Here is a 13,614-nt window from a genome sequence, read left to right as displayed (position 1 = left end):
CACCCGTTTTGGTGTACTCTTGCCGCCCTGGCATGAGGATAATAATGAATGGACATGACTTTTTTACGCGCCAGCTTTCTGGCTATGCTTTTTTTCCTGACCGCGTGTAACGATCCCGCGCCCGTGGCGAAAACCGACGCACCTGCCGCGACGGTGCTCGAAGGCAAAACGATGGGCACCTTCTGGCGCGTCAGCGTGATGAACCTCGATAAAACGCGCACGGATGAGCTTCGCGGCAAAATCCAGGCACAGCTGGACGCCGACGATCAGCTGCTGTCGACCTATAAAAATGACTCGGCGCTGATGCGCTTTAACCTCTCAACCAGCACCTCTCTGTGGCCGGTGAGCGAGGCGATGGCCGATATCGTGACCGAGGCAATGCGCGTAGGTTATAAAACCAACGGGGCGATGGATGTCACCGTCGGCCCTCTGGTGAACCTCTGGGGATTTGGCCCGAATAAACAGCCGGTGAAGACGCCCGAACAGGCGGTCATTGATGACGCCCGCGCCCGGACAGGGCTACAGCATTTGACCGTGATCAACCAGTACGGGCAGCAGTACCTGCAGAAAGATATTCCCGATCTGTTTGTCGATCTGTCGACGGTCGGGGAAGGCTATGCGGCGGATCATCTTGCTGCACTGATGGCGCAGGAGGGGATTTCCCGTTATCTGGTCTCCGTGGGCGGCGCGTTGGTCAGTCGGGGCATGAACGCCAGCGATAAGCCGTGGCGCGTGGCGATTCAAAAACCGACGGATCGGCAAAATGCCGTGCAGGCGATAGTGGATATCAACGGACATGGCATCAGCACCTCCGGAAGCTATCGCAACTATTACGAGCTTGACGGGAAGCGTATTTCGCACGTGATTGATCCGCAGACCGGCCGCCCCATCACGCATAACCTGGTCTCGGTAACGGTCATTGCCCCCACCGCGCTGGAAGCGGATGCCTGGGATACCGGATTAATGGTTCTTGGCCCGGAGAAAGCCAAAGAGGTGGTTCGTCAGGAAGGGCTGGCGGTTTATATGATCACCAAAGAGGGCGACGGGTTTAAAACCTGGAGCTCGCCGCAGTTCAACAGTTTCCTGGTCAGCGACAAAAATTAAAAAGCAAGGTTGCGGGTTTTTTATCGGTGGCGCTCAGGCACGCTCTATGTATGCTTATACGAGGAGCCGATCATGAAAAACCCAACCTTCACTACCGATGAGGATCGCTGGCAGGCCGTGCTGGCCCGCGATCCGCTCGCTGACGATCAGTTTGTCTTCGCCGTGCAGACGACCGGTATTTTCTGCCGTCCGTCATGCCGCGCCCGCCACGCGCTGCGTAAAAATGTCCGCTTTTATCCCGATGCCCGGCACGCCGCTCAGGCGGGCTTTCGTCCGTGCAAGCGCTGCATGCCGGACAAGCGCGACCCGCAGGCGCAAAAGCTGGCAAAAGTGGAACACGCCTGCCGGCTTCTGGAGCAGGATCCTGCGCTAACTCTGGAGAGGCTGGCGGAGCAGGTTGCCATGAGTCCTTTCCATTTCCACCGCCTGTTTAAATCCGTGACCGGCATGACGCCAAAAGCCTGGCAGCAGGCGGCGCGGGGTCAGCGTCTGCGCACCGCGCTTGCGCAGGGAGACAAAATTACCGATGCCGTGCTGGCAGCGGGATTTCCCGACAGCAGCAGTTATTATCGTAAAGCCAACGATGCGTTGGGCATGACGGCGAAGCAGTACCGTAAAGGAGAGGTGGCCGTTCGGTATGCCATCGATGACTGTTCGTTAGGACGCTGTCTGGTCGCCGAAAGCGAGCGGGGGATCTGCGCGATTCTGCTGGGTGACACCGATGCTGAATTAACCGCAGAGCTTGCCACGCAATTTCCAAAAGCGACGCACGCGCCGCGGGACGACGCCTTCGTACAGCGGATCCATCAGGTCATTGCCAGTATTGATAACCGCGACGTACCGCTTGCGCTGCCGCTGGATATTCGCGGTACCGCGTTCCAGCAGCGCGTCTGGCAGGCCCTTCGCGCAATTCCCTGCGGTGAAACGGCAAGTTACCAGCAGGTGGCGCAGGCGATTGGTCAACCCGGTGCGGTACGCGCCGTCGCCGGAGCCTGTGCGGCCAACACGCTGGCGATTGTGATCCCCTGTCATCGCGTGGTTCGCAACGACGGCGCACTGTCGGGCTATCGCTGGGGGGCGGCGCGAAAAGCGCTATTGTTAAAACGTGAGGCGAAACGCCGGGAGGGATAATGCTCGATCTTTTTGCGGATGCTGAACCCTGGCAGGAGCCGCTTGCGCCGGGGGCGGTTATCCTGCGTCGCTTTGCTCTCTCCCGTGCGGAGGCGTTGCTTGCCGGTATTGAAGAGGTCACAGCGGCTTCACCGTTTCGCCATATGGTGACGCCGGGCGGCTACACCATGTCGGTGGCCATGGCCAACTGCGGCGAACTGGGCTGGGCGACAAACGAACGTGGGTATGTGTATGCTCCGAACGATCCCACGACAGGTCGGCCGTGGCCTCCCATGCCTGCGGTTTTCCAGGCACTTTGTCACGAGGCTGCCGTGGCGGCGGATTATCCTGACTTCCGTCCTGACGCCTGTCTGATCAACCGCTACGCTGTCGGTGCGAAGCTCTCGCTGCATCAGGACAAGGATGAGCCCGATCTGCGCGCGCCTATCGTTTCGGTATCGTTAGGCCTGCCCGCCGTCTTTCAGTTTGGGGGATTACGCCGCAACGATCCGCTCAAACGCATCATGCTGGAACATGGCGATGTGGTGGTGTGGGGCAGGGAATCGCGGCTTTACTATCACGGCATTCAGCCGCTGAAACCCGGCGTTCACCCCCTCACGGGCGAGTACCGCTTTAATCTGACCTTCCGTCAGGCGGGGTACAGTAAACTAAAATAAGAATTATTCTTGATGTCCGCGCAGGGCAGTTTACACTGCTCGCTGATTTTTATTGTCCGGATTGCCTGCATGCAACTACTTCTCCTCGTCTGGCGTCAGTACCGCTGGCCCTTCGTCGCCGTCATGGCATTAAGCCTGGCCAGCGCCGCGCTGGGTATTGGCCTGATCGCGTTTATTAACGTGCGGTTGATTGAAATGGTCGACACCTCGCTCTCCGTATTGCCGGAGTTTCTTGGCCTGCTGCTTTTGTTGATGGCGGTTACGCTCGGCTCCCAGCTGGCGCTGACCGCGCTCGGCCACCATTTCGTTTTTCGCTTGCGCAGCGAGTTTATCAAGCGCATCCTGGACACTCAGGTCGAGCGCGTCGAGCAGCTCGGCAGCGCCTCCCTGCTGGCGGGGCTGACCAGCGACGTTCGCGCCATTACTATCGCGTTCGTTCGTCTGCCGGAGCTGGTGCAGGGGATCATTCTGACCTTCGGCTCGGCGGCCTATCTCGCCTGGCTCTCCAGCAAAATGCTGGCGGTGACTGCGCTGTGGATTGCCATCACCATCTGGGGCGGTTTTGTGCTGGTGTCCCGCGTCTATAAACACATGGCGGTCCTGCGCGAAACTGAAGATAAGCTCTATAACGATTACCAGACGGTACTGGAAGGGCGCAAAGAACTCACCCTGAACCGCGAGCGCGCCGAGTATATCTTTAACCATCTCTATATTCCGGACGCGCGCGAATACCGGCACCATATCATTCGCGCCGATACCTTCCACCTGAGCGCGGTGAACTGGTCAAACATTATGATGCTGGGCGCCATTGGCCTGGTGTTCTGGATGGCGAACAGCCTGGGCTGGGCGGATACCAACGTCGCGGCAACCTACTCACTGACGCTGCTGTTTTTGCGCACGCCGCTGCTCTCGGCGGTGGGCGCATTGCCCACCTTGCTGAGTGCGCAGGTGGCCTTTAATAAACTCAAAAAATTCGATCTCGCGCCGTTTAAGCCCGAATTCCCGCGCCCGCAGGCCTTCCCGAACTGGCAGACGCTCGAGCTGCGTAACGTCACGTTCCGCTATCAGGACAGCGCCTTCTCCGTGGGGCCGCTCAATCTGACGATCCGCCGCGGCGAGCTGCTGTTCCTGATTGGCGGCAACGGCAGCGGTAAATCGACGCTGGCGATGCTGCTCACCGGGCTTTATCAGCCGCAGTCGGGCGAGATTTTACTGGATGGCACGGCGCTGAGCGCGGAGAAGCCCGAGGATTACCGCAAGCTTTTCTCGGCGGTGTTCACCGACGTCTGGTTGTTTGAGCAACTGCTGGGTCCGGAAGGGCAGCAGGCCAATCCTGCGCTGGTGGAAAAATGGCTGGCGCACCTGCAGATGTCGCACAAGCTGGAACTTCAGGACGGCAAGATCCTTAACCTCAAACTCTCCAAAGGGCAGAAAAAACGCGTGGCGCTGCTGCTGGCGCTGGCGGAAGAGCGTGACATCATTCTGCTCGACGAGTGGGCGGCGGATCAGGACCCGCACTTCCGCCGCGAGTTTTATCAGGTGCTGCTGCCGCTGATGCAGGAGATGGGCAAAACCATTTTCGCTATCAGCCACGACGATCATTACTTTATTCATGCCGACCGTCTGCTGGAGATGCGCGACGGCAGGCTGAGCGAGCTGACCGGTGAAGCGCGCGATGCAGCCTCGCGTGACGCGGTGGCGCGTACGGCCTGATGCCCTCACCCTAACCCTCTCCCACAGGGAGAGGGGATAATCGTGGCCGTAATGCTGCTTTTTTCTCCATCCCGCCCCGTTGTTTATTCTTATTTACATATCCTCGCGCTATGCTTAATACCAACTTATTTCATGGATTTATGATTGATGTCGGTATTAAAGAAAAACAGCGCCAGACAGCGTGACCAGGAACGTGCGCGACTGATCTGGCTTCTTACGACCGATAAAGCGGTCACGTCTACGCTATTAGGCAAACTGACCCTGGCTGAGCAATATGATGTCGGCACGTTAGCCGACGATATTGCTGAGGTAGGTGCGCTGGTTGCTCATCTCCCGCCGCCGGATCTGGCGGACACCCTGGAAGCGCTTCCCTCGGAAGAACGTCACGCCCTGTGGCGGCTGGTGCAGGATCACGAGCGCGGGCAGGTGCTGCTTGAGGCCTCCGAAAACGTCTGGGACGACCTGATCGACGAGATGAGCGACCGGGATATTCTCGACGCTCTGCAAACCCTGGATATCGACGAACAGATTTACCTGGTTCAACACCTGCCGCGAAACCTGACCGGCCGCCTGCTGGCGTCACTGCCTGCCGATGAACGCGCGCGCGTGCGCCAGGTGATGCATTACGAGAAAAACAGCGTCGGCGCGATTATGGAGTTCGGCGTTATCACGGTGCGCCCGGACGTGACGCTCGGCACCGTGCAGCGCTATTTGCGCCGCCTGGGCAAAATGCCGGATAACACCGATAAGCTGTTTGTCACCTCCCGGGATAAAACCCTCCTCGGCGAACTGGAGCTGAAAACCATCCTGCTCAACAGCACCCAGCGGAAGGTGAGCGAGGTGATGGAAAACGAGCCGATGGTCTTCTCCCCGGAGGACGATGCGGAAAAAGCGGCGCGTACCTTCGAACGTGATGACCTCGTGAGTGCCGCCGTCGTGGACTCCGTCGGCAAACTGATGGGGCGTCTGACCATCGACGAGATCGTTGACGTGGTTTATGAAGAAACCGATAACGATCTGCGTGCGCTGGGGGGGATCAGCGCGGAAGATGACGTCCATGCTTCCGTCGGCAAGGCGGTGAAAACGCGCTGGGCGTGGCTGGCCATTAACCTGTGTACCGCGTTCATCGCTTCCCGCGTGATTGACGGCTTTGAACACACCATTTCGCAGCTGGTGGCGCTGGCCTCGCTGATGCCGATTGTGGCCGGGATTGGCGGCAACACCGGAAACCAGACCATTACCATGATCGTCCGCGCGCTGGCGCTGGAAAATATTCAGCCCGGCAACTTCGCCTTTCTGATCTTCAGAGAGATGGGCGTAGCGCTGATCAACGGCCTGGTGTGGGGCGGCATTATGGGCGGCATCACCTGGTGGCTGTATGACGATATGGCGTTAGGCGGCGTGATGATGCTGGCGATGGTGCTGAATCTGCTCGTGGCATCGATGATGGGCGTTATTATCCCGCTGACCATGACCAAACTGAGGCGCGACCCCGCGGTGGGGTCGAGCGTGATGATCACCGCCATCACCGATACCGGCGGTTTCTTTATTTTTCTTGGGCTGGCGACGATTTTTCTGCTTTAAGCCGACGCTTAATGCGGGCGGGAAGCAGCACCATGACGATAATCCCGCCCAGCACGCCAATCGCCAGATTGCCGGTTGATACCGTGGCGGCAACGGTCACCAGCATGACGACCGTTTCTGCAATCGGGGCCGTTTTCAGCGTGGCCGGCTGAAGGCTGTACCAGCTGAAGGTTTTAACGGCGACGATGGCCATAATGCCCGCCAGCACCGCCATCGGGATGTTGGCCATCACGTCGCTGAGCGCCGTCACCAGGATCAGCAGCACGATGCCCGCAGCGAAGGTTGAAATTCGGCTTCGGCCTTTCCCCATCTCTACGTTAACGATGGTTTGTCCGATCATCGCGCAGCCCGCAATACCACCGTAAAATCCGGCCAGGATATTGCCGACGCCTAATCCAATGCTTTCGCGGCGTTTACTTGACGGCGTCGCGGTCAGCTCATCCACCAGCTTTGCGGTCAGCAGGGATTCCAGCAGGCCGACAAACGCGATGCTCAACGCGCACGGCCAGATTATGCTCAGCGTCTGTAAATTGAGGGGGACCAGAAGTTCGCTAAGACCCGGCAAGCCGCCGCTCATGGCGCCTTCATCGCCCACGGTCGGCAGGCTTTGCCCGGTTGAAACGGTAAACAAGGTTAACAGCACAATCGCAATCAGTGGGGAAGGGATGCTTTTGAAATAGCGCGGCACCCACAGCACGATCAGTACCGTCAGCACGAACAGGCCTACAATCAGCGGGCTTCGGCTCCAGAAATGCGGAACCTGCGCAAAGAAAATCAATATCCCGAGGGCGTTAACAAACCCGGTCATGACCGACTGGGGAATAAAGCGCATCAGCCTTGCCATGCCCAGCACGCCAAACAGAATCTGAATTACGCCAGCCATGAGCACGGCGGGAAGAATGTACTGTACGCCGTGCTGATGCACCATGGGCCCAATAACCAGCGCCACGGAACCGGCCGCGGCCGTGACCATCGCCGGACGACCGCCCAGCACGGACAGGGCAAGACAGAGCACAACGGAGGCGATCAGGCTGACCTTCGGGTCAACGCCCGCCACCACCGAAAATGAGATGACCTCGGGGATCAGCGCCAGGGCGGTAATCACGCCAGCCAGCGTTTCACGCGTCAGCTGTTTAGGGGAACGCAGCACGCTTGCGACACGGTTTTCGGGAGAGACAGCAGAATGGGGTAGGGACATAACGTTTCGCTGGTTAGGGCAGGCTTCCGTGCGCGCGATCACAAAACGCAACATACTAGCCAGTTAAACCGCGCTTTACCAGACGCTTCGATAATTCCTCACAAACAATCCATCATTAAATTTCACAATTACAATAATTTCGTAACCTTTAAACAATATTTAAAAGTTGTTACCGTGCCCCCGCAGCTTGTTTCACCTGCAATTTCCACGCATCAAGCACTTTTACACTAAGGCATAAATTATGAAAAAAATGACTGCCATGCTCTTTTCTCTGGCCGTGGGGCTTAACACCGTCTCCATGGCGGCGAAAGCTGACGCACCAAAAGAGCAGGAAACGGACGTCCTTTTAATCGGTGGCGGTATCATGAGCGCCACGCTGGGAACCTATCTGCAAGAACTGCAGCCGGACTGGTCAATGACCATGGTCGAGCGCCTTGATGGCGTGGCGCAGGAGAGTTCGAACGGCTGGAACAACGCCGGTACCGGCCATTCGGCACTCATGGAACTGAACTATACGCCGCAGAAAAAGGACGGTTCCATTAGTATCGAGAAGGCGGTAGAGATCAACGAGGCGTTCCAGGTTTCTCGCCAGTTCTGGTCTCACCAGGTCAACAGCGGCGTACTGCACGACCCGCACTCTTTCATCAACACCGTACCGCACATGAGCTTTGTGTGGGGCGAGCAGAACGTCAACTTCCTGCGCGCGCGCTACGCCGCACTGCAGCAGAGCACGCTGTTCCGCGGAATGAAATACTCTGAAGACCACGCGCAGATTAAAGAGTGGGCTCCGCTGGTCATGGAAGGTCGTGACCCGAACCAGAAAGTGGCGGCGACCCGTACCGAAATTGGTACCGACGTCAACTACGGTGAAATTACCCGTCAGCTGGTGACGTCTCTGAAGAAAAAAGAGAACTTCAACCTGCAGCTCAGCACCGAAGTGCGCGGTTTCAAGCGCAACGTGGATAACAGCTGGAGCGTGACCGTTGCCGATCTGAAAAACAACGAAGCCGAGCACGTCATCAAGGCGAAGTTTGTCTTTATCGGTGCGGGCGGTGCCGCGCTGAAACTGCTGCAGGAGTCCGGTATTCCGGAAGCGGATGACTACGCGGGCTTCCCGGTGGGCGGTCAGTTCCTGGTGTCCGATAACCCGGAAGTGGTGAATCGTCATCTGGCAAAAGTGTACGGTCAGGCTTCCGTGGGCGCGCCGCCAATGTCTGTTCCGCACATCGATACCCGTATGCTTGACGGCAAACGCGTGGTGCTGTTTGGCCCGTTCGCGACCTTCTCCACTAAATTCCTGAAAAACGGCTCCCTGTGGGATCTGCTGAGCGCAACCACCACCTCTAACGTCAAGCCGATGATGGACGTGGGGCTGGATAACTTCGATCTGGTGAAATACCTGATTAGCCAGGTGATGCTCTCTGACGACGACCGTTTCGAAGCGCTGAAAGAGTACTATCCTGAGGCGAAGAAAGAAGACTGGCGTCTGTGGCAGGCGGGTCAGCGCGTGCAGATCATCAAGCGCGATCCGAAAGAGGGTGGCGTGCTGCGTCTGGGCACCGAAGTGGTGAGCGATAAGGACGGCACCATCGCCGCGCTGCTGGGTGCGTCACCGGGTGCGTCTACCGCTGCGCCAATCATGCTGCACCTGATGGAAAAAGTGTTTAAAGATAAAGTCGCCAGTCCGGAATGGCAGGCGAAGCTGAAGACCATTATTCCATCCTACGGCACGAAGCTGAACGGTAACGTGAGCGCGACGGAGCAGGAGCTGGAATACACCAGCCGCGTACTGCAGCTGCAGTACATCAAACCGCAGGCTGCGGATGCTGCGCCAAAAGCGGAGCTGAAGCCTCAGCCGGAAAACAAACCGGTTGCGGATATCGCGCTGTAAGGTAAAAAAGCCGGGTGGCGCTGACGCCTACCCGGCCTATGGTCGGTGTTGTTTTGTAGGTCGGGTAAGGCGAAGCCGCCACCCGACTTAATTTCAACGTACGACAGCCTGCTCAATCTTCTCTTCAGCCTTCCACACGCGATACTTCACTTCCACATTTTCAGGCGTATAGACCACGATCGGCAACTTGCTGTTGTAGCGCAGCAGGCTGTTGTCGCCCAGATAGGCGGTCACAAATTTCTTCTCTTTCTTGCCATCCGGGCAGGCCATCATGGTGGAGACTGGAGAGGTGACTTTATCAAAGACGTAATAGTCGTAACCCCAGCCTTCCAGCGTTTTGCTTTCCAGCTGACCACCCAGACGATGCTGGTTGCAGTCCACTTCCAGCGTCTTGCCAATTAACAGCTCCACTTTGTAGTTCGCTTCATCCTGCTGAACCGGAAGCTGAATCACCTGACGCTTCATCCCTTTATCCGCTTTCGGATACGGGGCGACTTTTTCCAGCGGCTGCGCTTTAGGTGTTTCGCTGGCGAAAGCGCTGGTGCTGACACACGCGGCAGCGATGAGTGCGATAGCAAATTTAGGTGCGTTTTTCATTGTTATTCCTTTATGTCAAAACGATCCTGCACAGGTTAACATATCAACTATGAATGATTGGTGTTATTTACTTACATTTTCAATATGAATAGCGTAATAAACCACATGTTTGCCATTTAAGTAGAGATTTATCCTGTCGTGGAGTCCGGCAGGCGTTTGTGTTATTTTAGACCCTCTATAATGTTATTCATCTGTAAAAGGGAAGAGAGATGGTTCGTGCAAAACTGAAAACGCCTGAAGGCCGCAAGTTCCTCCTGGCGCTGCTGGTTGTGTTTATGATTGCTGCCGCGTGCGTGGGGCGTGCCACGATTGTTGGCGTCATCGAACAGTACAACATTCCTCTCTCTGCCTGGACAACCAGCATGTACGTCCTGCAGTCGGCGATGATCTTTGTCTACAGTCTGGTATTCACCGTTCTGCTGGCTATACCGCTGGGTATTTTTTTCCTGGGCGGACGTGATAAACACTAGACGCCGATTTGCGATAACTAAGCCATCCTGCGGGGTGGCTTTTTTTATGCCTGATAATTTTTATTCGCCTTTCCAGGATATTCTGTTGAGAGCACCTTTGTTTACAGAAAGCAGGAGAGGCTTAATGCAATCCCGGTTTGCCACGCTCCGCCAGATCCCAAAAGGTGTCTGGGTGGTCGGTGGAGTAAGTATGTTAATGGATATCTCTTCGGAGATCATTCACAGCCTGCTGCCATTGTTTATGGTCACGACGCTGGGCGCCAGCGTGATTTTCATTGGTTTGATTGAAGGCCTGGCTGAGGCCACTGCGCTGTTTATCAAGGTGTTTTCCGGCGCCATCAGTGACTATCTGGGCAAGCGTAAAGGACTGGCGGTTCTGGGCTACGGTCTTGGCGCGTTGAGTAAACCGTTGTTCGCTATCGCCTCTTCTTCCGGCATGATTCTGGGGGCACGCTTAATCGACCGGGTCGGGAAGGGGATCCGGGGAGCGCCGCGCGATGCGCTGGTTGCTGACGTTACGCCGCCGGAACTTCGCGGCGCGGCCTTTGGGCTGCGTCAGTCGATGGACACCATCGGCGCATTTCTCGGGCCGCTGCTGGCAGTAGGATTGATGCTGCTGTGGAACGATGATTTCCGCACGATTTTCTGGATCGCGGTGATCCCCGGCGTGCTCGCCGTGGCGCTGCTTTTCTTCGGCCTGCATGAGCCGAAAACGCCCGTCGAACATAAACGCACGAACCCCATCAAAAAAGAGAACCTCAGGCGTCTCGGGAAAGGATGCTGGTGGGTTATTGGTCTGGGGGCCATCTTCACGCTCGCACGCTTCAGTGAAGCCTTTCTTGTCCTGCGCGCACAGCAGTCGGGGGTGCCGCTGGCGCTGATCCCGCTGGTGATGGTGGCCATGAATCTGCTCTATTTCCTCTCTGCCTATCCGTTTGGCAAGTTATCGGACCGGATGAGCCACACCCGGCTACTGCAGTGGGGTCTGGTGATGCTGATTGGAGCAGATATTGTGCTGGCGCTGAGCACCCACTGGGCTGGAATGCTTCTGGGCGTTGCGCTTTGGGGAGTGCATATGGGGATGACGCAGGGGCTGCTGGCGGCAATGATCGCAAAAACGGCGCCTGCGGATCTGCGCGGTACCGCCTACGGCATTTTTAGTCTGGTCAGCGGCGTGGGATTGTTAGTCGCCAGCCTGGGGGCAGGAGCCATCTGGGAAACGTTTGGGGCGGAATATACGTTTTATGCCGGGGCGGTGATTTGTCTGGTAACGCTTGTATACCTGCGCAAAACGCCGGACGAGGCGAAATAAAAAACCAGCCATAAAAGGCTGGTTTTCAATGTGTTTTTGGTCGGCACGAGAGGATTTGAACCTCCGACCCCCGACACCCCATGACGGTGCGCTACCAGGCTGCGCTACGTGCCGACGCATAGAAAGAATACTACTCGATTCCGTTTTGAATGCAAGGAAATCCGTCGCTAACTGGTTTATTATTAATCAGTTAGCGACAAAACGCTTCTCATCCGTCAGGACCTGCAGCAGCAGGCTCAGCTGCGGTTTCTGGTCTTTCAGCCGCTCACCCTGCAGGTTATACGTCTGATAATTCCCGTTGCTGTTCAGCACCAGCGTCAGCTTCGGCGTGGTCACCACCAGCGTATTATTCCCTGCTGCCGTAACCCAGTTATGGCGGCGCACGGCGCTGAAGAGATCCTGGCCCTGCGAATACTCGTTTGCCGGCGTGCTGACGTGCAGCAGGCGTTGCATCAGGGTGGTCATCACATCTTTATGCTCGGTAAGCATAGTGATGCGCTGCGCCGGGGTGCCCGGCCAGTGGATGACCAGCGGAACCTGCAGGTTAGGGCGTGACCAGCTCATGCTCTTCGTCTCGTCACCTAACGGGACGCCATGGCCTGCCGTCACGATCACCACGGTGTTGTCCAGCTTGCCGGACTCACGTAGCGCGTCAAGCACGCGGGCAATCTGCGCATCAACATCACCCGCCGCGCGGCCGTAGCGGCGCGCGAAATCACTCTTGTTGCTGTTAGCAAGCGTTGTACCGTTAAAGGCAACCCATGAGAACCAGCGGTTATCTTCCTGGGCATAGCGCTGCAGCCAGTTTATCCATTGGCTGGCGGTCTGCGCATCGGACTGATTCTGTGCCGCCGGCAGTGAGAAATCAGACAGCAGCGCCTGGCGGTAGAGCGGGCTGTTAAAGCCATCGGATGAGAACAACCCTAACTGATAGCCCTGCTGATTCAGCCCGGTGATCAGCGCCGCAGGCGTGCGGGTAGAGAGTACGCCGTCCATATATCCGGCTGAAATGCCATAGAAGAGGCCAAAGATGCCCGCGTCGGTTGTGTTACCGGAGCTCATGTGCTGAGTAAACGTGACGTTTTGACTCGCGAAATTGGCCAGAGCTGGCATCTGCTTCTCATAACGGGAATAGTTCAGGCCGTCGACGGTGATGAGCAGGACGTTTTGCCCGCGGCCCATATCGCGATAGCGCAGGTCGCTCAGAGGATACTGCACGCTGACGGCTTCCGGGTTACCCTGCTCGATAAGGCGGCGCTGGTATTCCTGCGCATCAAGCAGGCCATGTTTCTCGAGGAAGCGACGGGCCGTCATCGGGTACGAGAGCGGCAGGTTCGCGCGCTGCATAGTAATAGGACGATAGAAGTTCGCATCCGCCCAGATATACATGATGTGCGAACTGATAAAGGAGACGAAGAAGAGCGCGGCGACGGGCTTCGCGTAGTGGCGTCGGCGGGTCAGGCTACGCAGTTTTTGCCAGCTCCAGGTGGCAAACAGCATCTCAATCAACAGGATCACCGGGACGCTGATAAACATCAGCTGCCAGTCGCGGGCCGTTTCGTTCTGGTCGGGGTTAATCACCAGCTCCCAGACGATGGGGTTGAGATGCAGGTGGAAGCGGGTGAACACTTCACTGTCGATAAGCAGCAGCGTCATCCCCACCGTCGCAAGGATGGCGGACAAGAATCGCATCAGACGCTGCGACATGACGATAAACGTCAGGGGGAACAGGATCAGCAGATAGGTGGCGAAAACCAAAAAGCTAAAGTGACCGACAACGCTTATCCAGGAGTAGATACGCCCGGTGAGCGTTGTTGGCCAGTCTGCGACAAACAGATAACGACAGCCAATGACCGTCGCCAGCAGAATGTTGAACAGGGCAAACCAGTGCCCCCAGCTGACCATCTGGGAGACTTTTTCACGGTAGCGCTGACGATTCGTCACCATAAACTGTTGTT

11 protein-coding genes and 1 tRNA gene are annotated in these 13,614 nt (G+C 57.1%); 8 read left to right on the top strand and 4 right to left on the bottom strand.

Going from position 1 to position 13,614, the window contains the following annotated elements:
- The first annotated feature begins 48 nt into the window (after window positions 1–48).
- The 5 genes from apbE to mgtE all read left to right on the top strand — a co-directional run bounded on the left by apbE (window position 49) and on the right by mgtE (window position 6,188).
- Window positions 49–1,104 carry an FAD:protein FMN transferase ApbE gene (gene apbE / locus ACEPLT_RS15470; protein ID WP_063615903.1) on the top strand — a complete coding sequence of 352 codons (1,056 nt, stop codon included), beginning with the start codon at window positions 49–51 and terminating at the stop codon, window positions 1,102–1,104.
- A gap of 72 nt (window positions 1,105–1,176) precedes the next feature.
- A complete protein-coding gene (ada, locus tag ACEPLT_RS15465; protein WP_023294099.1) occupies window positions 1,177–2,235 on the top strand; it encodes a bifunctional DNA-binding transcriptional regulator/O6-methylguanine-DNA methyltransferase Ada in 1,059 nt (352 codons plus the stop codon).
- The gene (gene alkB / locus ACEPLT_RS15460) at window positions 2,235–2,891 is read left to right on the top strand and encodes a DNA oxidative demethylase AlkB (RefSeq protein WP_023294098.1); all 657 of its coding nucleotides are present in this window, start codon (window positions 2,235–2,237) and stop codon (window positions 2,889–2,891) included. Before ada ends, alkB begins: the two co-directional genes overlap by 1 nt.
- Before the next feature lie 69 nt (window positions 2,892–2,960).
- Window positions 2,961–4,604 (top strand): multidrug ABC transporter permease/ATP-binding protein, encoded by a 1,644-nt coding sequence (locus ACEPLT_RS15455; protein WP_021241531.1) that lies wholly within the window; start codon window positions 2,961–2,963, stop codon window positions 4,602–4,604.
- Window positions 4,605–4,751: 147 nt separating this feature from the next.
- Window positions 4,752–6,188: a magnesium transporter gene (gene mgtE, locus ACEPLT_RS15450; RefSeq protein ID WP_232928758.1), complete on the top strand. Its 1,437-nt coding sequence runs from the start codon at window positions 4,752–4,754 to the stop codon at window positions 6,186–6,188.
- On the opposite strand, the gene ACEPLT_RS15445 is transcribed toward mgtE, so the two are convergent.
- On the bottom strand, window positions 6,151–7,440 hold the full coding sequence (locus tag ACEPLT_RS15445) for a SulP family inorganic anion transporter (RefSeq protein ID WP_447088285.1): 1,290 nt from the start codon (window positions 7,438–7,440) through the stop codon (window positions 6,151–6,153). The two genes, mgtE and ACEPLT_RS15445, sit on opposite strands and share 38 nt — an antisense overlap.
- Before the next feature lie 187 nt (window positions 7,441–7,627).
- On the opposite strand from ACEPLT_RS15445, the gene mqo reads away from it, so the two are divergent.
- Window positions 7,628–9,277, top strand: a complete 1,650-nt coding sequence (gene mqo, locus ACEPLT_RS15440) for a malate dehydrogenase (quinone) (RefSeq protein WP_232928754.1) — start codon at window positions 7,628–7,630, stop codon at window positions 9,275–9,277.
- A 93-nt stretch (window positions 9,278–9,370) separates the two neighbouring features.
- Here the strand turns inward: mqo and eco are convergent, their stop codons facing one another.
- On the bottom strand, window positions 9,371–9,874 hold the full coding sequence (gene eco, locus ACEPLT_RS15435) for a serine protease inhibitor ecotin (protein ID WP_008500963.1): 504 nt from the start codon (window positions 9,872–9,874) through the stop codon (window positions 9,371–9,373).
- Window positions 9,875–10,083: 209 nt separating this feature from the next.
- On the opposite strand from eco, the gene ACEPLT_RS15430 reads away from it, so the two are divergent.
- Both ACEPLT_RS15430 and ACEPLT_RS15425 read left to right on the top strand, forming a co-directional pair.
- Complete coding sequence (locus ACEPLT_RS15430) at window positions 10,084–10,344, top strand: DUF2534 family protein (RefSeq protein WP_010433451.1); 261 nt, start codon at window positions 10,084–10,086, stop codon at window positions 10,342–10,344.
- A gap of 124 nt (window positions 10,345–10,468) precedes the next feature.
- Window positions 10,469–11,656 carry an MFS transporter gene (locus ACEPLT_RS15425; RefSeq protein WP_023294093.1) on the top strand — a complete coding sequence of 396 codons (1,188 nt, stop codon included), beginning with the start codon at window positions 10,469–10,471 and terminating at the stop codon, window positions 11,654–11,656.
- A 37-nt stretch (window positions 11,657–11,693) separates the two neighbouring features.
- Here the strand turns inward: ACEPLT_RS15425 and ACEPLT_RS15420 are convergent.
- Together ACEPLT_RS15420 and yejM are read right to left on the bottom strand one after the other, a co-directional pair.
- A tRNA-Pro gene (locus ACEPLT_RS15420) sits at window positions 11,694–11,770 on the bottom strand.
- A 72-nt stretch (window positions 11,771–11,842) separates the two neighbouring features.
- Window positions 11,843–13,603 carry an LPS biosynthesis-modulating metalloenzyme YejM gene (gene yejM / locus ACEPLT_RS15415; RefSeq protein WP_232928752.1) on the bottom strand — a complete coding sequence of 587 codons (1,761 nt, stop codon included), beginning with the start codon at window positions 13,601–13,603 and terminating at the stop codon, window positions 11,843–11,845.
- Window positions 13,604–13,614 lie beyond the last annotated feature (11 nt).

This window comes from Enterobacter sp. fkY84-1 (genome assembly GCF_052974705.1).
This window is presented reverse-complemented; position numbering and strand designations above follow the sequence as displayed.